17 protein-coding genes are annotated in these 20677 nt (G+C 66.9%); 5 read left to right on the top strand and 12 right to left on the bottom strand.

The window, feature by feature from the left end; translation table 11 throughout:
- Nucleotides 1–8: 8 nt before the first annotated feature.
- From asnB to WG898_RS15770, 3 genes are read left to right on the top strand one after another with little or no spacing between them, the layout of a single operon-like run.
- Nucleotides 9–1949 carry an asparagine synthase (glutamine-hydrolyzing) gene (gene asnB / locus WG898_RS15780; protein WP_339603756.1) on the top strand — a complete coding sequence of 647 codons (1941 nt, stop codon included), beginning with the start codon at nt 9–11 and terminating at the stop codon, nt 1947–1949.
- 47 nt (nt 1950–1996) lie between these two features.
- A complete protein-coding gene (locus WG898_RS15775; RefSeq protein WP_339603755.1) occupies nt 1997–2401 on the top strand; it encodes a glycosyl transferase in 405 nt (134 codons plus the stop codon).
- Complete coding sequence (locus WG898_RS15770) at nt 2398–2886, top strand: glycosyltransferase (RefSeq protein WP_339603754.1); 489 nt, start codon at nt 2398–2400, stop codon at nt 2884–2886. Before WG898_RS15775 ends, WG898_RS15770 begins: the two co-directional genes overlap by 4 nt.
- 13 nt (nt 2887–2899) lie before the next feature.
- Here WG898_RS15770 and WG898_RS15765 read toward each other — a convergent pair whose 3' ends face one another.
- Together WG898_RS15765 and wecB are read right to left on the bottom strand one after the other, a co-directional pair.
- A complete protein-coding gene (locus WG898_RS15765) occupies nt 2900–6160 on the bottom strand; it encodes a heparin lyase I family protein (protein WP_339603753.1) in 3261 nt (1086 codons plus the stop codon).
- Nucleotides 6161–6462: 302 nt separating this feature from the next.
- Nucleotides 6463–7578 (bottom strand): non-hydrolyzing UDP-N-acetylglucosamine 2-epimerase, encoded by a 1116-nt coding sequence (wecB, locus tag WG898_RS15760; RefSeq protein ID WP_339603752.1) that lies wholly within the window; start codon nt 7576–7578, stop codon nt 6463–6465.
- A gap of 207 nt (nt 7579–7785) precedes the next feature.
- On the opposite strand from wecB, the gene WG898_RS15755 reads away from it, so the two are divergent.
- Both WG898_RS15755 and WG898_RS15750 read left to right on the top strand, forming a co-directional pair.
- Entirely contained in the window at nt 7786–8793 is a 1008-nt protein-coding gene (locus WG898_RS15755) for an NAD-dependent epimerase (protein WP_339603751.1), read from the top strand.
- 28 nt (nt 8794–8821) lie between these two features.
- Entirely contained in the window at nt 8822–10156 is a 1335-nt protein-coding gene (locus WG898_RS15750) for a UDP-glucose dehydrogenase family protein (protein ID WP_339603750.1), read from the top strand.
- On the opposite strand, the gene rfbC is transcribed toward WG898_RS15750, so the two are convergent.
- Genes rfbC through WG898_RS15700 form a run of 10 tightly spaced genes read right to left on the bottom strand, consistent with a single transcriptional unit; the run spans nt 10153 to nt 20667 of the window.
- Nucleotides 10153–10704 (bottom strand): dTDP-4-dehydrorhamnose 3,5-epimerase, encoded by a 552-nt coding sequence (rfbC, locus tag WG898_RS15745; RefSeq protein ID WP_339603749.1) that lies wholly within the window; start codon nt 10702–10704, stop codon nt 10153–10155. The genes WG898_RS15750 and rfbC overlap by 4 nt on opposite strands.
- Nucleotides 10704–11597: a glucose-1-phosphate thymidylyltransferase RfbA gene (gene rfbA, locus WG898_RS15740; protein WP_339603748.1), complete on the bottom strand. Its 894-nt coding sequence runs from the start codon at nt 11595–11597 to the stop codon at nt 10704–10706. The genes rfbC and rfbA overlap by 1 nt, the downstream gene beginning before the upstream one ends.
- 22 nt (nt 11598–11619) lie before the next feature.
- On the bottom strand, nt 11620–12501 hold the full coding sequence (gene rfbD / locus WG898_RS15735) for a dTDP-4-dehydrorhamnose reductase (protein WP_339603747.1): 882 nt from the start codon (nt 12499–12501) through the stop codon (nt 11620–11622).
- A gap of 1 nt (nt 12502) precedes the next feature.
- Nucleotides 12503–13561 carry a dTDP-glucose 4,6-dehydratase gene (gene rfbB / locus WG898_RS15730; RefSeq protein WP_339603746.1) on the bottom strand — a complete coding sequence of 353 codons (1059 nt, stop codon included), beginning with the start codon at nt 13559–13561 and terminating at the stop codon, nt 12503–12505.
- A gap of 16 nt (nt 13562–13577) precedes the next feature.
- A complete protein-coding gene (gene gmd / locus WG898_RS15725; RefSeq protein WP_339603745.1) occupies nt 13578–14702 on the bottom strand; it encodes a GDP-mannose 4,6-dehydratase in 1125 nt (374 codons plus the stop codon).
- A 33-nt stretch (nt 14703–14735) separates the two neighbouring features.
- Nucleotides 14736–15662, bottom strand: a complete 927-nt coding sequence (locus tag WG898_RS15720) for a GDP-L-fucose synthase family protein (RefSeq protein ID WP_339603744.1) — start codon at nt 15660–15662, stop codon at nt 14736–14738.
- Nucleotides 15663–15679: 17 nt separating this feature from the next.
- Entirely contained in the window at nt 15680–16960 is a 1281-nt protein-coding gene (locus tag WG898_RS15715) for a nucleotide sugar dehydrogenase (protein WP_339603743.1), read from the bottom strand.
- 38 nt (nt 16961–16998) lie between these two features.
- The gene (locus tag WG898_RS15710; RefSeq protein ID WP_339603742.1) at nt 16999–18438 is read right to left on the bottom strand and encodes a mannose-1-phosphate guanylyltransferase/mannose-6-phosphate isomerase; all 1440 of its coding nucleotides are present in this window, start codon (nt 18436–18438) and stop codon (nt 16999–17001) included.
- Nucleotides 18435–19457, bottom strand: coding sequence for a UDP-glucose 4-epimerase GalE (gene galE, locus WG898_RS15705; RefSeq protein WP_339603741.1), 1023 nt, complete (start codon nt 19455–19457; stop codon nt 18435–18437). Before galE ends, WG898_RS15710 begins: the two co-directional genes overlap by 4 nt.
- 7 nt (nt 19458–19464) lie before the next feature.
- Nucleotides 19465–20667 carry a hypothetical protein gene (locus WG898_RS15700; RefSeq protein WP_339603740.1) on the bottom strand — a complete coding sequence of 401 codons (1203 nt, stop codon included), beginning with the start codon at nt 20665–20667 and terminating at the stop codon, nt 19465–19467.
- Between the last annotated feature and the right edge of the window lie 10 nt (nt 20668–20677).

The raw sequence follows: 20677 nt of genomic DNA, 5'->3' as shown, positions 1-20677 counted from the left end.
CAAAGGGTATGTGCGGTCTGGTGGGTCTGGTAGGTATAGGGGGCGAGGCTGCGGTGCTGAAAGCGTACGCGCAGGCCATGGCCGACGCGCTGCGCCACCGTGGGCCGGATGACCAGGGCCTCTGGCTGGACGAGAACGGGCCGGTGGCGCTGGGGCATAGGCGCCTGGCCATCGTTGACCTGAGCCCGCTTGGCCATCAGCCTATGCAGAGCGCCGACGGGCGCTATGTGCTGGTGTTCAACGGCGAGATCTACAACTTCCAGGCGCTGCGTGCCGAGCTGGCCGCACTGGGCTACCCCTTCCGCTCGCGCAGCGATACCGAGGTCATGCTGGCGGGCTTTGTGCACTGGGGCTGGGAGGCCACGTTGCAACGCCTGGCTGGCATGTTTGCGCTGGCGCTGTGGGACCGGCAGGAGCGCAGTCTGCTGCTGGCAAGGGACCGCCTGGGCAAAAAGCCGCTGTATGTGGTACGACGCGGCGCGGGGCTGGCGTTTGCGTCTGAGCTGAAGGCGCTTTGGACCTTGCCAGGCTTCGCTCCGCGTGTCTCGGCCGAGGCCGTGGAGGGCTTCTTTCGCTATGGCTATGTGGCCGACAACCTGTGCATTTTTGAAGACTGCTTCAAGCTGCAGCCCGGGGAGTGGTTGTTATGGCGAGCGCAGGCCGGTGAGCAGCGCGGGCGCTTTTGGACCCTGGAGGAGACGGTGGGGCAAGCTCAGGGGTGGCGTCTTGGCTCGTTGGATGAGGCTAAGCGTGGACTGGAGGAGGTGCTGGCCTTGGCAACGGCCGAGCGTATGGTGTCGGACGTACCGCTGGGCGCTTTCCTGTCGGGTGGCATCGACTCGGCCCTGGTGGTGTCGCAGATGCAGCGCGCTGGTTGTGGACAGACACGCAGCTTCTCTATCGCCTTCGAGGAGGCGAGCCACAACGAGGCGCCCGTGGCGGCGGCCGTGGCGCGGCACCTCGGCTGTGCACACACCGAGCTGCTGGTGTCGCAGCGCGATGCCTTGGCCCTGGTGCCCCGATTGCCGGAGGTCTATGACGAGCCTTTCGCCGATGCCTCGATGATCCCGACGACGCTGCTGGCTGGGCTGGCACGCCAGCATGTGACGGTGGCGCTTACCGGCGACGGCGGTGACGAGGCCTTTGGTGGCTATCTGCGCTATCGCGGCGAGCAGGGCGTCGTGGGCGCGCTGTTCGGCCTGCCAATGCCGCTCCGCCGCTTGCTGGCGGAGGCGCTCGACGCTCCCTCGGCCGCGCGCTGGGAACAATTGGCGGCCTGGCTGCCCGCGCACAGGCGCCCGCGCTTTCTGGGTCAAAAGGTGCACAAACTCGCGCGCGGCTTGCGCTGCGCTGATGCCGACGCACGGGCGCGCATGTTTCTCACCTTGTGGGCGGAGGGCCAGCCCTTGCGCCGGCCACCCGACGGCCTCAGTGAGCTGGAATTTGTCGCGGGACCCGAGCTACGCCTGGCCGGCAGCGAGCGCATGCAATTCTGGGAAACCGGCCATTACCTGAGCGGCGACTTGCTGGTGAAGATGGATCGCGCGACTATGGCTGCATCGTTGGAAGCGCGAAGCCCGCTGCTCGATCACCGCGTGGTGGCATACGCCTGGCGTCTGCAGACCGAGTTGAAGGCCGGGCCGAGGATGCTCAAACGGGTGTTGCGCGAGCTGCTTTTCGAGCGGGTGCCGCGCAGCCTCATCGACCTGCCCAAACAGGGCTTTTCGGTGCCGCTGGGTCCCTGGTTGCTGCAAGAGCTGCGGCCTTGGGCCGAGTCGCAATGGGCCTACGTGCGTCAGGAGCTGGGCGATTGGCTGGACGCCGACGCCGTGGCAGCGAGCTGGCAGTCGCATCAACGCGGGGCCCCTGGTCAGGTGGACCGTCTGTGGGCAGTGCTGATGTTCGCTGCCTGGCATCAACGCTGGCTGCGCGGTGGGTCCGGCACATGAGGGCGTGCAAACGGGTGTTGTGCGTGGCCTCGGGTGGCGGACATTGGGTGCAGTTGCTGCGCCTTCGCCAGGCCTGGGCGGCGCACGAGGCGGTGTACGTATCGGTGCAATCCGAGTACGCGCAGCAGGTGGCAGGGGCTCGCTTCTATTGCATCCAGGATGCGACGCGCTGGGACAGATTGAAGCTGGCTTGGATGGTGCTTCAGCTGGGCTGGATCGTGCTGCGCGAGCGTCCGCAGGTGGTCATCACGACCGGCGCAGCGCCTGGTGTGGCGGCGCTACGCTTGGGCAAGTGGTTGGGTGCGCGCACCGTGTGGATAGACTCGATCGCCAACGTCGAGCAGATGTCGATGTCGGGCAGCAGGGTGGCGAAATTTGCTGATCTCTGGCTGACGCAATGGCCGGAGCTTGCGCGCCCCGAGGGGCCGCGCCATGAGGGGGCGGTGCTGTGATCTTCCTTACCGTGGGCTCGCAAATGCCCTTCGACCGTCTGGTGCAGGCGGTGGATGCCTGGGCCGGCATGCATCCTGATGTCCCCGTGGTGGCCCAGGTGGGTCGCGGGGCAGCAGCCACGCAGCATGTGCGGCGCCATGAGGTGCTGGACCCGACCGCCTTTCGTCGCTGCGTGCAGGAGGCCGCGCTGCTGGTGGCACATGCCGGCATGGGCAGTGTGCTGACCGGCCTGGAGCTTGGCAAGCCCATGCTGCTGCTGCCGCGCCTTGGTGCTCTGCGCGAGACGCGCAACGATCATCAGGTGGCAACGCTCAAGTGGTTGCGCGACAAACCCGGCGTGCATGCGGCGTTTGACGTTGCGGCGTTGCAGGCCGCCTTGGATCATTGGCAAGAGCTGGCGATGACGGCTGGCGCAGCAGCTGCGCCGTCACCCGCGCAACACCGCCTAGTGGCGACGCTGCGCGGCTTCATAGACGCTGATTGAATCCCTGCCCGACTCAAAACACCATCGCGCGCAGCGTGGACTCGTTGTAGCGAGCGTTGGGGTCGAGCACGGTCACGGCATGGCGTAGATGAATGGTGCGCACCGGCACCTTGCTGTCCCAGGTGTTGATGTTCAGCCAATGGTAGAAGCCAAGCTTGGCGAAGGGCGGCGTCGAGCTGTTAATTCCCAGCGGGCCGCGGCGCTCGAACAACGGGGTGCCATTGCGCCACATGCTGATATAGGGTTGATCCTTCTCAAATGGCGAGATTCGTGCCTTGACGACGAAGTGCATCCAGCGGTCGGTCGCAACGACTGAGTCGCGCCATGGCGTGACCAGGGTGGTGTTGGCAGCGGTGAGCTGGGCGTTGGCGTTGAAGCGGTTCTCGATGCGCAGCCGACCATCCTTCACCAGCAGCGAGAGGAAGGGCACACCGTCGGCATGCCACTGCATGAGCAGTTGGTCGTCGCCGCTGGTCACAGCACCTTCGACGATTCGGATGGCGAAGGCGAACCAAAAGTCCTTGCCCACCGGGAGCGATGTACTGCCCGCGCCCGGCGCCAGCACCTCACAACGCTTCGCTCCGCTGGTCAGCACATCGTCCTTGTGCACGCGCAGCGCGAAAACCTTGCGCGCAGGATTCAGCGTGTCACTCACCAGACCGAAGCGCAGTGTGCTGCCATCTGGCAGGCTGCTGCCGTGGATACCCTTGGGCATGAAGCGCGACCAGTTGCCGTACTCGCCATAGCAGTTGATGCCCGACCAGTTCGCTGCGTTCGGATCGCCCGCATCACTGTTCAACTCGGCTGCGATATCGCTCTTGTTGACCGCCTGCACATTGACGAGTGGCTGCTGGACCAGGGCCGCTTGCGCAGCTGCCTCGGGAGACGGGCTGCTGCTATTGCCCGCACCGGTGGCGCTATCTCCCGCTGCGGCCGTACTTGGCAGGCTGCTGACCGCGGTCACGGCGACTGTGGGCGTGGCACCGGTTGCGCTAGGCAAGCTGACCCCGCTGCGTTCGAACTGCAAGGCATCGCGCCCATTCACCAGCACGCTGATCTTGGCGCCGCTCTGGCTGACCTGTAGCGGCACGTTGCGGCAGTCCTCGCGGAGCACGGTCAGGTGGGCGAACTCGGCGCTGCGCGTCAAGGTGCTGAATCGGCCATGCGAGGGGGCGGCCTGCGCCACTTCGGGCGGCACTTCCCAGGCGGCGGTCTGGGTGAATTGGGTGGCCGGGCCATGCCGATCCAGGCAGACCGAGGCAGCGCCATTGCTGCTGCGCACCGTGGCGGCGTCGGCAATGAAGGAGTTAGGTGCGTGGTAGTTCAGCTCCCATTGACGCGGCGTGGCGCTGGTGGCCCAGTCGTACACAAAGGTCAGGCCATTGGCCTTGTCCATCACGACGCTGCGAATCGCGTTGCTCAACTGCGGCACCCAGGCGTTGCGTGCGGTGTCCACGGCGCGGTAGGCGAGGGTGGCGTCGCCGGTCACGGCGGCATAGTTGCCCACGCTTTGCGCCCGGATGAGGGAACCGCCCGCGTCCATATTGGACAGTGGGTCGGTGGGGCGCGCCGCACCGGCGGCGCTTTCGGCCTGGCCAAAGCCGCCGTCGAAGCTGAGCGCGTTCTTGAAGCGCGTGGCGCGGGTGTTGCGATGGTGAGGGCTGCCGGGAAAGGGCGTGTAGCCGGCATTGACCAGCAGAGGCAGGCCCCGCGAGACATAGGCGAGCGCGTTCTGTTCGGCCTGGGCGGCGCCATGGGCGCCAAAGCGGCTGCTGCGGAAATACACCGACGTGCGGTCGGCACGGCGGATGTCGCTGTGCATCGCGGCCAGTCCGGCCTGGGCCGAGTACCAGTCGTTGGCCAGGCTGGCACTGCCGACCGGCAGGGCGCCGCGATCGACGCCCAGCAAGAGCAGCTGCCAGATGCTAGCGTCGGCGGGGTTGCTGAGGTTGTCGCTCTTGGCCTGCCAGTACCAGATCGACGCGATGTCGCGGCTTTGCTGCGCGTGCAGGCGCAAGGCTGCGGCATGGTTGTCGTAGAGACTGCGGGCCTCGGCGTCGTCGCCAAAGGCGCCAGGCAGCGGCTGGCCGGCGGGCGTGAAGGCGATCAGTTGCTCGGCGCTGCGTCGCAGCACCGCCAGCTCGTAGAGGTTGACGCCGGAAATGGTGCGCACCGCCGCCGCCATGCCGGTGTTCGCGGCCAAATGGGTCCAGGCCTGCGCGACGGCGGGGCCCTGGTTGCCGTCGTAGCCCCAGGTGTAGAAGCTGTGGCGGTTCAGCTCCCAGGCCTTGGCCAGCAGCGACTGTGCCTCCGGGAAACCGGGCAGCCCCGCGCAAAGCAAGAGCGCTGGCGTGATTTGCCGCAGCCTGAGCAGGCTGGCGACCGTATAGGGCTCGCGGTCGAGCAGGGCGAGGGCGGCGCTGCCCTGCAGCAGGCGCTCGCGCAGCGGGCCGCTCAGCTGGCTGCGCTCGGCTGCGCTCAAATCGTTCCAGAGCAGGTCAAGGCCTTGGGCCAGGGCGAGCGCGATGTCGCCATTGGCTTCGCTGGCCTGGGCCGCGCCAGTGCTGCCATTGGGCGACCAGGCGGCCAGTGCCAGCAGGCGGCGCTTGGCCGCGGCGATGAGGCTGGCATTGCCGTCCAGCCTGCCGATCACGGCGAGATGTTCGATGTGCTGGCGTTCGGTGCGCGCGCTGAGCAGCAGGGCGGCCAGTGCCTGTGCCTGCGCCAGCGTCACGGGGGTGGCGGCCGTGGCTGCAGGCGGCGTGGGCTCAGCTGCCGCGAGTGCGGCATTGGCGCGCTTGCGCAGCAAGGTCAGGGCGGGCAGGTGCTCGGGCTGCTGGGCCGCGCTGCGCAGGCTCTCGAAGCTGCTGCCAACGGCGAGCATGCGCGGCCTTGCCCTTGCGGCCACCTGAGCGGCCAGCTGTGTGCCATCGGGCAGGTCCTGCGCACGCACTTGCCCGTCGGGGCTGCCGACGCTGAAGCTGCGCCATTGCGAGCTTTGCGCCACGCCAGTGGAGGCGGTGTAGCTGACCGACCATTCGTATTCGCCCGGCGCAAGGGCCTGCGCAAGCCTTGCGCGCGGTTCCGTCAGGCCGCTGCGGCTGATGGCAACAGCCCCGCCCAGCGGGCGCACTTGCAGGGTGTAGCCCGAGCCGGTCTGCTGGTTGCGCGGATCGCCCCAGCTGAACAGGGGGGCGCCGATATGCTGGCTGCAGTGCGCAGGTTCAATGCGCTTTTGCTGGCTTGGCAGCGCCGACAGCCAGTCGGCGGCCAAGGTCGGGCAAGAAGGGCCCGCGCCCGCGGAGGGTGGGGCGCTCTTCAGTATGTCCACATCCACCTGCGGCACCTTGGGGTGCTGGCAGGCGACCAGGAGCAAGGAGGCGGCGAGAGCTATTCGCGTTGCGGGAGCGCAATAGTGTGACCGCATCGGTCGCCTCCTGGGACTGCTTTGAACGGAGCGCAATTATTGCGCCTGCAGCGCCAGCCGCGGCGGCGGTGGCCCCCTAGAAACCGGCGTATTGGTGAAGGAGTGCTGGCCTTGCGACAGGAAGAAAGCGCGCAGCAGCGCTCAGCGCCTCATGCCAGTAGCTTCTCGGCCAGGATCTGCACCGTGCGCTCGGCCGCCCTGCCATCCCAGAGCGCCGGCCTGCGGCCCTTCTTGCCCTTGCCGGCAATTGCCTCCAGCGCATACCTGATGACGTTGGCCGGGTCGGTGCCGGCCAGCACATTCGTGCCTTCGTCCACGGTGATGGGGCGCTCGGTGTTCTCGCGTATGGTGACGCAGGGCACGCCCAGGGCGGTGGTTTCCTCCTGCAGGCCGCCGCTGTCGGTCAGCACCAGCACGGCGTCCTTCCAGAGGTGCAGAAAACTCATATAGGCCTGCGGGCCCATCAGGGTGACATTGCTGCCCAGCTCAATGCCGAACTTTTCGATATTGGCGCGTGTGCGCGGATGCACCGGGAATACCAGCGGCAGCTCCTGGCCCACACGGCGCAGCACGCTGGCCACGCGCTCCAGCGCCTCGGCGCTGTCCACATTGCTGGGGCGGTGCAGGGTCACCACGCCGTAGCGGGCATGGCTGCGCTTGTAGGCGTCGCTCTCCAGGCCGCTGGTGTCCTGGCTTTTGCCGAGCTTCTCGGCCTGGTAGAGCACGTTGTCGACCATCACATGGCCCACGTCCCAGACCATGCTCATGTCCTTGCCCTCCTGCTGCAGATGGCGGTAGCCGCTGGGCTCGGTGACGAAGAACCAGTCGCTGATCGAGTCGGTGACGAGGCGGTTGATCTCCTCGGGCATGGACATGTCGCCGCTGCGCAGGCCGGCCTCCACATGGGCCACCGGGATGCCGGCCTTCTTGGCCACGATGGAGCAGGCCAGCGTCGAGTTCACATCGCCCACCACCAGGCAGGCCTGCGGCTTCTCGGCCGCCACCAGCTGCTCGTAGGCCAGCATGATCTTGCCGGTCTGTTCGGCATGGCTGCCGCCGCCGCAACCCAGGCGCACATCGGGGGAGGGGATGCCCAGCTCCTCGAAGAACACCTCGTTCATGTCGCGGTCGTAATGCTGGCCGGTGTGCACGATCTTCCAGGCCAGCCGGCCGTCGGCCTGCAGCGCACGCACGATGGGTGCGATCTTCATGAAGTTGGGGCGTGCGCCGGCAATCAGGTGGATGCAGGGTTTGGAGCTCATCATGAAGTGGGGCTTGGTTGCAGCCGGCGATTCTAGGTGTGGCCCCGGCGCGGCAAGACGCTTGAACAGGGGGCGGGCGGGCGCCGGCGTGGGCTTGGTCACGAAGTCCCCTGAATGGGGTGGATGCGGCTGCCGGCTGCTGGCTGGCTGGTGGAGAATACGGCGCGGCCGGCCTTGAGCGTGAGCCGCATCAGCTTCTTAGGGGATTGCGTGAAAGTACTCGTTACCGGCGCGGCCGGCTTTATCGGCATGCATGTCAGCCAGATCCTGCTCGCGCGCGGCGATGAGGTGGTGGGCCTGGACAATCTGAACGACTATTACGACCCCCAGCTGAAGCTGGACCGGCTGGCGCGCCTGACGCCAAAGCCCGGCTTTCGCTTCGTCAAGCTTGACGTGGCCGACCGTGCCGGCATGGAAGCGTTGTTCGCGGCCGAGAAGTTCGACCGCGTGGTGCACTTGGCCGCGCAGGCCGGGGTGCGCTACTCGATCGAGAACCCGCACGCCTATATCGAGAGCAATATCGTCGGCTTCACCAACATCCTGGAAGGCTGCCGCCACCATGGGGTGCAGCACCTGGCCTACGCGTCGAGTTCCAGCGTGTACGGCGGCAACACGCTGATGCCCTTCAGCGAGCACCACAGCGTCGACCATCCGGTGAGCCTGTACGCGGCCACCAAGAAGGCTAACGAGCTGATGGCGCATACCTACAGCCATCTCTACCGCCTGCCCACCACCGGGCTGCGCTTCTTCACCGTCTACGGGCCCTGGGGCCGGCCGGACATGGCGCTGTTCCTGTTCACCAAGGCGATCCTGGAGGGCCGCCCCATCAATGTGTTCAACCACGGCAAGATGGTGCGCGACTTCACCTATATCGACGACATCGCCGAGGGCGTGGTGCGCGTGCTCGACCGGGTGGCAACGCCTGACCCCGAGTTCGATTCGGACCGGAGCGACCCGGCGCGCTCCAACGCGCCCTACCGCGTCTTCAACATAGGCAACCACGATCCGATCGAGCTGATGGGCTTCATCGAGGCGATCGAGCAGGCCTGCGGCCGCGAGGCGGTGAAGAACTTCATGCCGCTGCAGGACGGCGATGTGCCGGCCACCCACGCCGATGTGGAAGAGTTGGCCGCCTGGACCGGCTTCCGCCCCGCCATGCCGGTGCCCGAGGGCGTGGGCCGCTTCGTGGCCTGGTATCGCGAGTATTTCAAGGTCTGATCCAAACCCTCCTCCCGCTGGGCGCAACATGAAAATCACGACGATTGGCACCGGCTATGTCGGCCTGGTGACCGGGGCCTGCTTGGCCGAGATGGGCAACCATGTGGTGTGCCTGGACACCAACCCGGAGAAGATCCGCATCCTCGAAGCGGGCGAGATCCCCATCCATGAGCCCGGCCTCTTGGAGGTGGTGCAGCGCAATGTCGCCGCGGGTCGCCTGCAGTTCACCACCGATGTGGACGCGGCGGTGGACCATGGCACGATTCTCTTCATCGCGGTGGGCACGCCGCCGGACGAGGACGGCTCGGCCGACCTGCAGTATGTGAAGGCGGCGGCGCGCAGCATCGGCGCGCGCATGTCGGACTACAAGCTGGTGGTGGACAAGAGCACGGTGCCGGTGGGCACGGCCGACACGGTGCGCGCGGTGATCGCCGAGGAGTTGCAGCGGCGCGGCGTGGCCGTCGAGTTCTCGGTGGTCTCCAACCCCGAGTTCCTCAAGGAGGGCGCGGCGGTGGAGGACTTCATGAAGCCCGACCGCATCATCGTGGGCTCGGACGACGAGCGCGCCACGCTGCTGATGCGCGCCCTGTACTCGCCCTTCAACCGCAACCGCGACCGCCTGGTGGTGATGGATCTGCGCAGCGCCGAACTCACCAAGTACGCGGCCAATGCGATGCTGGCCACACGCATCAGCTTCATGAACGAGATGGCCTTGCTGGCCGAGCAGGTGGGTGCCGACATCGAATGGGTGCGCCGCGGCATCGGCAGCGATCCGCGCATCGGCCACGACTTTCTCTACTCGGGCGCCGGTTATGGCGGCTCCTGCTTCCCCAAGGACGTGAAGGCGCTGATCCAGGCCGCCGGCAGCGGCATGCGCGTGCTGCGCGCGGTGGACGAGGCCAACGAGCGCCAGAAGCTGGTGCTGGTGGACAAGGTGGTGCAGCGCTTTGGCGCCGACCTGACCGGCCGGCACTTTGCGCTCTGGGGCCTGGCCTTCAAGCCCAATACCGACGATATGCGCGAGGCGCCCAGCCGCGTGGTGATTGCCGAGCTGACGCGCCGCGGCGCCACCGTCACGGCCTACGACCCGGTGGCCACCGCCGAGGCGCGCAAGGCCCTGGAGGGCGTGTCGGGTGTGAGCTATGCCGAATCGGCCAATGCCGCGCTGGAGGGCGCGGACGCGCTCGTGATCGTGACCGAGTGGAAGGAGTTCCGCACCCCGGACTTCGATCACATCAAGCGCACGCTCAGGCAGCCGGTGGTGTTCGACGGCCGCAACCTCTACGAGCCGCCGCTGATGCAGGCTCTGGGGCTAGAGCATTGGGGCATAGGGCGCGGCACGCGGGCGGTGGCGTCGAACTAGTCGAAGCTGAGGGCCTCGGCCAGCAGCGGCGCCTGGGCGTCTTTCTCGGCCAGCAGCGGCGGCATGCCCAGCGCCGGCCATTGGATGCCGATCGCCGGGTCGTCCCAGCGCACCGAGCCTTCCGCCTGCGGTGCGTAGTAGTCGGTGGTCTTGTAGAGGAAGTCGGCGCTCTCGCTCAGCACCAGGAAGCCATGGGCAAAGCCGGGCGGGATCCAGAGCTGGCGGTGGTTCTCAGCGCTCAACTCCACGCCGTCCCAGCGGCCGAAGTTGGGGCTTGAGCGGCGCATGTCCACCGCCACATCGAACACCGCGCCGCTCACCACCCGCACCAGCTTGCCCTGGGCATGCGGCGGCAGCTGGAAATGCAGGCCGCGCAGCACGCCGCGCGCGGAGCGCGAGTGGTTGTCCTGCACAAAGCGCACTTCGCGGCCCACGGCCCGGTCGAAGGCGGCCTGGTTCCAGCTTTCGGTGAAGAAGCCGCGCGCGTCGCCGAACACGCGCGGTTCCAGCAACAGCACCTCGGGCAGGGCGGTGGGCGTTGCCAGCATCAGAAGGCCTTGTCGCTGATCAGCTTCATCAGGTATTGGCCATAGCCGTTCTTGAGCATGGGCTGGGCCAGACGCTCGAGTTGCGCGGCATCGATCCAGCCCGAGCGGAAGGCCACTTCCTCGGGGCAGGCCACCTTCAGCCCCTGGCGCTTCTCCAGCGTGGCGATGAACTGGCTGGCGTCCAGCAGGCTGTCGTGCGTGCCGGTATCGAGCCAGGCATAGCCCCGGCCCATGATCTCTACCTGCAGCTGCTGCTGGCGCAGGTACTGGGCGTTCACATCGGTGATCTCCAACTCGCCGCGCGCGCTCGGCTTGATGGCCGCGGCGATGTCGCAGACCTGCTCGTCGTAGAAGTACAGGCCGGTGACGGCGTAATTGCTTTTCGGGGCGCGCGGCTTTTCTTCGATCGAGAGCGCCTGCTGCTGGGCGTCGAACTCCACCACGCCGTAGCGCTCGGGGTCGGTGACGTGGTAGGCGAACACGGTGGCGCCCGCGCGCGCGTCGGCCGCATGCCTGAGCAGGCCCTGGAAATCGTGGCCGTAGAAGATGTTGTCGCCCAACACCAGGGCCGAGGGCGCGCCGGCTATGAATTGCTTGCCGAGGATGAAGGCCTGGGCCAGGCCGTCGGGGCTGGGCTGCACGCAGTAGCTCAAATTGATGCCCCAGCGGCTGCCGTCGCCCAGCAGGGCCTCGAAGCGCGGCAGGTCCTGCGGCGTGCTGATCAGCAAGATGTCGCGCATGCCCGCCAGCATCAGCGTGCTCAAGGGGTAATAGACCATGGGCTTGTCGTACACCGGCAGCAGCTGCTTGCTCATCGCCAGCGTGGCCGGGTGCAGGCGGGTGCCGGAGCCGCCGGCGAGGATGATGCCCTTGCGTTCTTGTGTGGTCGTCATGGCGCAACCTGGAGGATTTCAGCTAGAGGATTTCGGCCAGCATACGTTCGACGCCCTGCTGCCAATGCGGCAAGTTGAGGTCAAAAGCGGCCCGCAGTTTGGCCGTTGAGAGCCTCGAGTTGAGCGGCCGCCGTGCCGGCGTGGGGTAGTCGCTGCTGGGAATGGGCAATACCTGCTCGGGCGCGACGCGCAAGGTCTGACCCCGTGCGCGCGCGCACTCGATCACATGGCGCGCATAGGCATGCCAGCTGGTTTCGCCCGCCGCCACGGCGTGGTAGGTGCCGCCCAGAGCGGGCCTGGCCAGGGTGGCGCGGATCATATGGGCGCTCAGGTCGGCGAGCAGGTCGGCGCCGGTGGGCGCACCGATCTGGTCGGCGATCACCTTGAGCTGCTCGCGCTCGGCCGCCAGCCGCAACATGGTCTTGGCGAAATTGCCGCCGCGTGCCGCATAGACCCAGCTGGTGCGCAGGATCAGGTGTGCGCAGCCGCTCGCGCGTATCGCCTCTTCGCCGGCCAGCTTGCTGCGGCCATACACACTCAAGGGCGCGGTGGGCGCGTCCTCGCCGCGCGGCGCATCGCCGCTGCCATCGAATACATAGTCGCTGCTGTAGTGCACCAGCAGCGCGCCGCTCTCCATGGCGATGCCGGCCAGCAGCGCCGGGGCGGTGGCGTTGATCTGCGCGGCCAGGGCGGGCTCGCTCTCGGCCTTGTCCACGGCCGTGTAGGCGGCGGCATTCACGATCACCTGCGGCGCATGGGCGCGCACCGTGGCGGCCAGCGCCGCGCTGTCGGCCAGGTCGGCGCCCTCATGACGGTCCAGCGCGATCAGCTCGCCCAGCGGCGCCAAGGCGCGCTGCAGTTCCCAGCCGACTTGCCCGTTCTTGCCGAGCAAGAGAATCTTCATTTCAGTTCCCGTATTGCTTGGAGACCCAGTCGCGGTAGGCACCGCTCTGCACCCGCGCCACCCACGCCGGGTTGGCGAGGTACCACTGCACGGTCTTGCGTATGCCCGAGGCAAAGGTCTCGGCCGGCCGCCAGCCCAGCTCGCGGTCTATCTTGCTTGCGTCGATGGCGTAGCGGCGGTCGTGGCCGGGGCGGTCTTTCACATAGCTGATGAGGCGCGCATAGGGGCCGGCGGGGTCAGGTCTGAACTCGTCGAGCAGGGCGCACACCGTGGTCACGATGTCGATATTCGCCATCTCGTTCCAGCCGCCGATGTTGTAGGTCTCGCCCGGCCGGCCGCCGGCCAGCACCGCGCGGATCGCCGCGGCATGGTCGCTCACATAGAGCCAGTCGCGGATCTGCCGGCCATCGCCATACACCGGCAGCGGCTTGCCGGCCAGGGCGTTGACGATCATCAGCGGGATCAGCTTCTCGGGGAAGTGATAGGGCCCGTAGTTGTTCGAGCAATTGGTGGTGAGCACCGGCAAGCCATAGGTGTGGTGCCAGGCGCGCACCAGATGGTCGCTGGCGGCCTTGCTGGCCGAGTAAGGGCTGTTGGGCTCGTAGGCGTTCGTCTCGGCGAAGGGCGGGTCCTCGGGCTTGAGCGAGCCGTAGACCTCGTCGGTCGAGACATGGTGGAAGCGAAACGCTGCCTTGGCATCATCATCCAGCGCGCCCCAGTAGGCGCGCGCGGCCTCCAGCAGCGTGAACGTGCCTTCCACATTGGTGCGCATGAAGGCGCCGGGGCCGCTGATCGAGCGGTCCACATGGCTCTCGGCCGCGAAGTGGATCAGCGCGCGCGGCCGGTGCTCGGCCAGCAGGCGATCCAGCAAGGCGCGATCGCAGATATCGCCCTGCACGAACAGGTGGCGCGCGTCGCCTTGCAGGCTGGTGAGGTTTTCCAGATTGCCGGCGTAGGTGAGGGCGTCCAGGTTGACGACCTTCTCCTCGCTCTGGGCCAGCCAGTCCAGCACGAAGTTGCTGCCGATGAAGCCGGCCCCGCCGGTCACAAGAATGGTCATGTCTGTCTTCTACTTCTTACTCGTGGTGATCAAAGGCCTGGAAGCCGGCCAGCTTGATGAGTTGGTCGCGCCGGGCACTGTCGTAGTCGGCATGGATCATCTCGGCCACCAGGGCGGCGAAGCTGGTTGCGGGCGTCCAGCCCAGCTTGGCGCGCGCCTTGCTGGCGTCGCCCAGCAGGGTCTCGACCTCGGTGGGCCGGAAGTAGCGCGGGTCCACCTTCACGACCACATCGCCGGCGCGGCACTTGGCCTTGCTGCCCTCGACCTTGCGCACGATGCCGACCTCGTGCACGCCCTCGCCCTCGAATTCCAGCGTCACGCCCAGCTCGGCGGCGGCGGCCTGCACGAACTGGCGCACGCTGTACTGCACACCGGTGGCGATGACGAAGTCCTCGGCCTGCTGTTGTTGCAGCATCAGCCATTGCATCTCGATGTAGTCGCGCGCATGGCCCCAGTCGCGCAGCGCGCTGAGGTTGCCGAGGTAGAGGCAGTCCTGCAGACCGAGCGCAATGCGCGCAATCGCGCGCGTGATCTTGCGGGTGACAAAGGTCTCGCCGCGCACCGGGCTCTCGTGGTTGAACAAGATGCCGTTGCAGGCATACATGCCATAGGCCTCGCGGTAGTTCACCGTGATCCAGTAGGCATAGAGCTTGGCCACCGCATAGGGGCTGCGCGGGTAGAAGGGGGTGGTCTCCTTCTGCGGGGTTTCCTGCACCAGGCCGTAGAGCTCGGAGGTGCTGGCCTGGTAGAAGCGCGTCTTCTTTTCCAGGCCGAGGATGCGGATCGCCTCCAGCAAGCGCAGGGCGCCCAGGCCGTCGGCATTGGCGGTGTATTCGGGCTCCTCGAAGCTCACCGCCACATGGCTTTGCGCCGCCAGGTTGTAGAGCTCGTCGGGTTGCACCTTCTGCACGATGCGCACCAGGCTGGTGGAATCGGTCAGATCACCGTAGTGCAGGATGAAGTTGCGGTGATCGAGGTGCGGGTCCTGGTAGAGGTGGTCGATGCGGTCGGTGTTGAACAGACTGCTGCGCCGCTTGATGCCATGGACGATATAGCCCTTGTTGAGCAGGAACTCGGCCAGGTAGGCACCGTCCTGTCCGGTCACGCCGGTGATCAAGGCAACTTTGGCTGGTTGGGACATGATTTCAGAGGCTGAGGCCGAAGGAAGCCCGCATCATCGCATCAACGGCGCCGCCTCATAGGCCAGGCGCATGCCCTCGCGCAGCGGGGTCCGGGCGCGCCAGCCCAGCGCATGCAGGCGCGACACATCGAGCAGCTTGCGCGGCGTACCGTCGGGCTTGCTGGCGTCGAAGCTCAGCCGGCCCGCAAAGCCCACCACGGCCATTACCGTCTCGGCCAGCTCGCGGATGCTGATGTCCTCGCCGGTGCCGAGGTTGAGCAGGGGGCCGTCGTAGCCGCTCTCCATCAGGAACACGCAGGCCTCGGCGAGGTCGTCGGCGTAGAGGAACTCGCGCCGTGGCTCTCCGCTGCCCCAGACCACCAACTCCGCATCGCCGCGCAGCTTGGCCTCATGCGCCTTGCGCAGCAGGGCCGGCAGCACATGTGAGCTGGTGAGGTCGTAGTTGTCGTTGATGCCGTAGAGATTGGTGGGCATCACGCTGATGTACTGGCGGCCATGCTGGGTACGATAGGCCTCGCAGAGCTTGATGCCGGCGATCTTGGCAATCGCATAGGGTTCGTTGGTGGGCTCCAGCGGGCCAGTCAGCAAATACTCTTCCTTGATCGGCTGCGGGCAGTCGCGCGGGTAGATGCAGCTGGAGCCCAGGAACATCAGGCGCTGCACCCCGGCCAGGTGAGCGCCGTGGATCAGATTGGCCTCGATCATGAGGTTCTGATAGATGAAGTCGGCGCGCTGGGTGTTGTTGGCCAGGATGCCGCCCACCTTGGCGGCGGCCACGAACACATAGTCGGGCCGCTGCTCGCGCATGAAACGCTGCACCGCCGCCTGGTCCAGCAGGTCCAGCTCGGCATGGCTGCGCAAGAGCAGCGTTTGGTAGCCCAGCGCCTGCAGCCGGCGCACGATGGCGCTGCCCACCATGCCGCGATGGCCGGCCACATAGATCCTGGCATCGCGCTGCATGGTGGCGGTGGCCCGGTTTACAGGCGCCAGAGCTTGAGCCCGGCGGCCTGGATGGCCTTGGCGTCGAAGGCGGCCTTCACGTCGATGAAGGCGCCGCCCTTGATGAGCTTGCGGCCGATGTCGTCGATCGACAGGGCCTTGTACTCCTTGTGCGCCACCGCGGCGACGATGGCGTCGGCGCGCGGCAGTTCGTCCCAGCTGACGGTGCGCACGCCGTACTCGTGCTCGGCTTCATCCGGATCGGCGGCCGGGTCGGTGACCGTGACCTCCACGCCATAGCTCTGCAGCTCATGGATGATGTCGATCACCTTGGAGTTGCGCAGGTCGGCACAGTCCTCCTTGAAGGTCAGGCCCAGCACATTGACCTTGGCGCCCTTGATATAGCTGCCGGCGGCGATCATGTGTTTGATGGTCTGCTCGGCGATGAACTTGCCCATGCCGTCGTTGATGCGCCGGCCGGCCAGGATGACCTGCGGGTGGTAGCCCAGCATGTCGGCCTTGTGGGTCAGGTAATAGGGGTCCACGCCGATGCAGTGGCCGCCCACCAGGCCCGGCTTGAACTTGAGGAAGTTCCACTTGGTGCCGGCGGCTTCCAGCACCTCGGTGGTGTCCAGGCCGATCTTGTCGAAGATGATGGAGAGCTCGTTCATCAGCGCGATGTTGAGGTCGCGCTGGGTGTTTTCGATCACCTTGGCAGCCTCGGCCGTCTTGATGCTGGAGGCGCGGTGCACACCAGGGACGATGATGCGCTCGTAGACCTTGGCCACGGTGTCCAGGGTTTCGGGCGTATCGCCCGAGACGATCTTGAGGATCTTGGTGAGCGTGTGCTCCTTGTCGCCCGGGTTGATGCGCTCGGGGCTGTAGCCAACGAAGAAGTCCTGCTTCCACTTCAGGCCCGATTCGCGCTCCAGCACCGGGATGCAGACCTCCTCGGTGGCGCCGGGGTAGACGGTGCTCTCGTACACCACGATGGCGCCCTTCTTCATATGCCGGCCCACGCTGGTGCTGGAGCCGATCAGGGGCTTGAAGTCGGGGATATGCGCCTCGTCCACCGGCGTGGGCACGGCGACGATGATGACGTCGGCCTCGGCCAGACATTTGGGGTCGCTGGAGTACTCGGCGAACTTGGCGGCCTTGACCTCCTCATCGCTGAGTTCGCGCGAGGGGTCGCTGCCGGCCTGGCACTTGGCCACTTTGTCGACGGCGATGTCGAAGCCGATCGTGCGGCTCTGTTTGCCGAACTCGATCACCAGGGGCAAGCCCACATAACCCAAACCAACGACGGCAATCACGCTCACGATCAATCTCCAAAAAAGCAGTTCAAGTTTGGCCCGGCTCAGCCGCGGCCGTAGCTGTCTTCATATCGGACGATATCGTCCTCGCCCAGATAGGAGCCCGACTGGACCTCGATGATTTCCAGCGGTACTTTTCCCGGATTTGCCAGGCGATGCAGCTGGCCCAGGGGAATGTAGGTGCTTTGATTCTCGCTGAGCAAGAGGACCTGCTCGCCGTTGGTGATCTCGGCCGTGCCGGATACCACGATCCAATGCTCGGCGCGATGGTGGTGCTTTTGCAGGCTCAACGAGGCGCCGGGCTTGACCATGATGCGCTTGACCTGGAAGCGTGCGCCCATGTCGATGCTGTCGTACCAGCCCCAGGGGCGATGCACCTTGCGGTGCAGGGTCTGCTCGCCGCGCTTCTCGCGGCCGAGCTGGGCCACGATGTTCTTCACGTCCTGGCTCTTGCTGCGCTCGGCCACCAGCACCGCATCGGGGGTTTCGACGATGACGATGTCGTCCAGCCCCACCGCGGCCACCAGCCGGCTGGTGGCATGCACCAGGGTGTTGTGACTGTCGGAGATGATGGTGTCGCCGCGGCTGGCATTGCCCTGGGCGTCCTTCGCGGCCACCTGCCAGACCGCCTCCCAGGCGCCCAGGTCGTTCCAGCCGGCGTTCAGCTCCACCATGCGCAGCACGAAGTCGCTGCCGGGGCAGCGCTCCATCACCGCATAGTCCACCGATTCGGCCGGCACCTGGGTGAACAAAGCTTTGTCGGGGCGCACGAACAGGCCGTCGACCTGGCGCGCCGCGTACGCGGCCTGGGCCGCCGCGGCGATGTCGGGGCGAAAGCCCTGCAGCGCCTTCATCCAGCTGCTGGCGCGCAGCACGAACATGCCGCTGTTCCAGAAATAGCCGCCCGCGGCCAGATAGGCCGCGGCGGTGGCGGCATCGGGCTTCTCGACAAAGGCCTCGACGTTGAGGCCGCGCGCGTCGTGGCTGCTGCGGATATAGCCGTAGCCGGTCTCGGGGCGGTCGGGGGTGATGCCCAGGATGACGATGGCGCCGTCGGCCGCGGCGCGCACGGCGGACTGCAGCGCGGCGGTAAAAGCGGCAGCGTCGGTGACGGTCTGGTCGGCGGGCGTGACCACCAGCACCGGATCCATGCCACCTTCCAGCGCCTGCAGCGCCGCCAGCGTCAGCGCCGGCGCGGTGTTGCGGCCGGCCGGCTCCAGCAGCACGGCGCCGGGCGTGGCCGCGGTCTCGCGCAGCTGGTCCAGCACCATGAAGCGGTGCTCCTCGTTGCCCACCACCAGGGTGGGGGCCACGGCAATGTCCGCCGCGCCCAGCGCCGCCAGGCGTTCGGCGGCCTGCTGGAACAGGCTGCTATTGCCCGCCAGCACCAGGAATTGCTTGGGATAGCCGGCACGCGACAGCGGCCACAGCCGCGTGCCGCTGCCGCCGGCCATGATGACGGGCTGTACCTGGATGGTGCTCATGCTTGTTCAAATCCCTGTGGGTTCATGCTCTGCCAGCGCCAGCTGTCCTCGCACATGCGTTGCAGATCGTGGCGGGCCACCCAGCCCAGGCGTTCGCGCGCCAGGCTGGGGTCGGCGTAGTTGGCCGCAGCGTCGCCGGGGCGGCGCGCCACGATGGCATAGGGGATGGGCCTGCCGCTGGCCTGCTCATAGGCGCGCAGCAGTTCAAGCACGCTGTAGCCGCGCCCGGTGCCCAGGTTCACGGTGATGGACTCGCTGCCGCCCAGCAGGAAGCGCAGCGCCGCCACATGACCCTCGGCCAGGTCGAGGACATGGATGTAGTCGCGCACGCCGGTGCCGTCGGGCGTGTCGTAATCGCCGCCGAACACCTGCACGCGCTCGCGCCGGCCCACCGCAACCTGGGCCACATAGGGCATCAGGTTGTTGGGGATGCCGCGCGGGTCCTCGCCGATCAGCCCGCTCTCATGCGCGCCCACCGGGTTGAAGTAGCGCAGCGCGGCGGTTTGCCATCGCGCATCGGCAGCGCCCAGGTCGCGCAGAATCGTCTCGCCCATCAGCTTGGTGGCGCCGTAGGGGTTGAGGGCGGCAAGCGGCGCATCCTCGCGCAGCGGCAGGCTCGCGGGCATGCCATAGACGGTGGCGCTGGAGCTGAACACCATGCGGCTGCAGCCATGGCGGCGCATGGCCTCGACGGTGCCCAGCAGGCCGCCGACGTTGTTGCGGTAATAACGCAGCGGTTGCTCGGCGGATTCGCCCACCGCCTTGAAGGCGGCGAAATGCACCACCGCGTCGGGCTGGTGGCGCGCGAACACGTCGTCCAGCGCCTTGGCGTCGTTGACGTCGGCGCATTCGAACAGCGGCGCCTGGCCGCTCAGGCGCGCCAGGCGCTCCAGCACCTGCGGCGAGCTGTTGCTGAAATTGTCGAGCCCAACCACGCGGTAGCCGGCGGCCAGCAGGGCCAGCCAGGTGTGCGAGGCGATGTAACCGGTGGCGCCGGTGAGCAAAATAGTGGTGGACATGGCGGGCTTACCTGATCACGGCCTGGCCGTAGCAGCCATAGGTGTTGGCGCTGTAGGCATAGAGCGCGGTGCTGCTGCTGCGGCCCGAGTGACTGACTTGGCAGCCCAGCTCCAGGCCGCGCGAATAGATCCAGCGCGCGCCCAGTTTGTAGGCGCGGTCGCGGTCCTGGTTGCTGCTCTGGAAGAAGCTGTCGGAGCGGTCGGTGTCGCTCAAGGTCAGGCCGGCATCCAGCAGCAGCTTGCCGCTGAGCTCAAAGCTGCTGTCGAGCTGCAAGGCCTTGGTGATGCGGTTGTAGTCGGTGTTGAAATTGGCGAAGCCGAGGTAATAGCTGTCCAGGCCCGAGTCGCGCGAGAGCCGGGTGCTGAACGACCATTTGGCCGTGGGCTGCCATTGCCACACCACCGTGCCGGTGACGCCGCTGAAGTCGCGCAAATTCGAGAGGCTGTGGCTGGAGCGGCTGGCGCTCAGCCGTGCATCGACCCTGCTGGCGCCGCTGGCCTCCCAGCCGGCGCTGAGGTCGACGTCATTGCGCGTGAATTCGTCCGGCGTGACGACATTGCCCTGCACCAGATAGCGCGGGTTCTTGCCCTTGGTATGGCGGCCCGCCAGGCCCAGGCGCAGCGGGCTGCTGGGGCGCCACACCAGGCCCAGCGACGCGGCATCTTCGCGGTAGTTCAGGCGCGTGTACTCGATCGCGCTGAATTCGCGCTGGCGGTGTGTCAGCACCGCCTCCAGCGTCAGCTTGGTCACCAGACCCAGGCGCGCGATGCCCTGCAGCTGGCTGTTGTCCTCGGTGTTCTTCTTGAAGATGGGCGTGATGCCGCTGCCGATGTTGTAGTCGGCCAGCGAACGTCGCTTGCTGGCGCTCAAGCTGCCCGAGAGCCGTTCGATGCTGGCCCAGTCCAGGCCCAGCTTGGCGGAATAGGAAACGTTGTTGAGCTCGCTGTTGTGGCGGTAGCGGTTCGCCTGCAGCGACACATCGCCGAACAGGCGTTGGCGGCCCAGGCGCTGGTCCAGCCCGGCCAGCAGGCTGGCATTGCCGACCTCGTCGCTGTTGGCGGCCTGGCTCTGCCGGTAGACATTGGAGACGTGGTAGAGCCCCAGCGAGCCACCCAGGTAGTAGGGGCTGGTCTCGGCCTGCGCCGCGCCGCCCATCAGCAGCAGGGCCAGCAGGGTCAGGTGTTGCCGCAGCGCGATCTTGGTGGTCATGGCGGGGTCG

This window comes from Paucibacter soli, assembly GCF_037482845.1.
Classification (GTDB): domain Bacteria; phylum Pseudomonadota; class Gammaproteobacteria; order Burkholderiales; family Burkholderiaceae_C; genus Paucibacter_B; species Paucibacter_B soli.
This window is presented reverse-complemented; position numbering and strand designations above follow the sequence as displayed.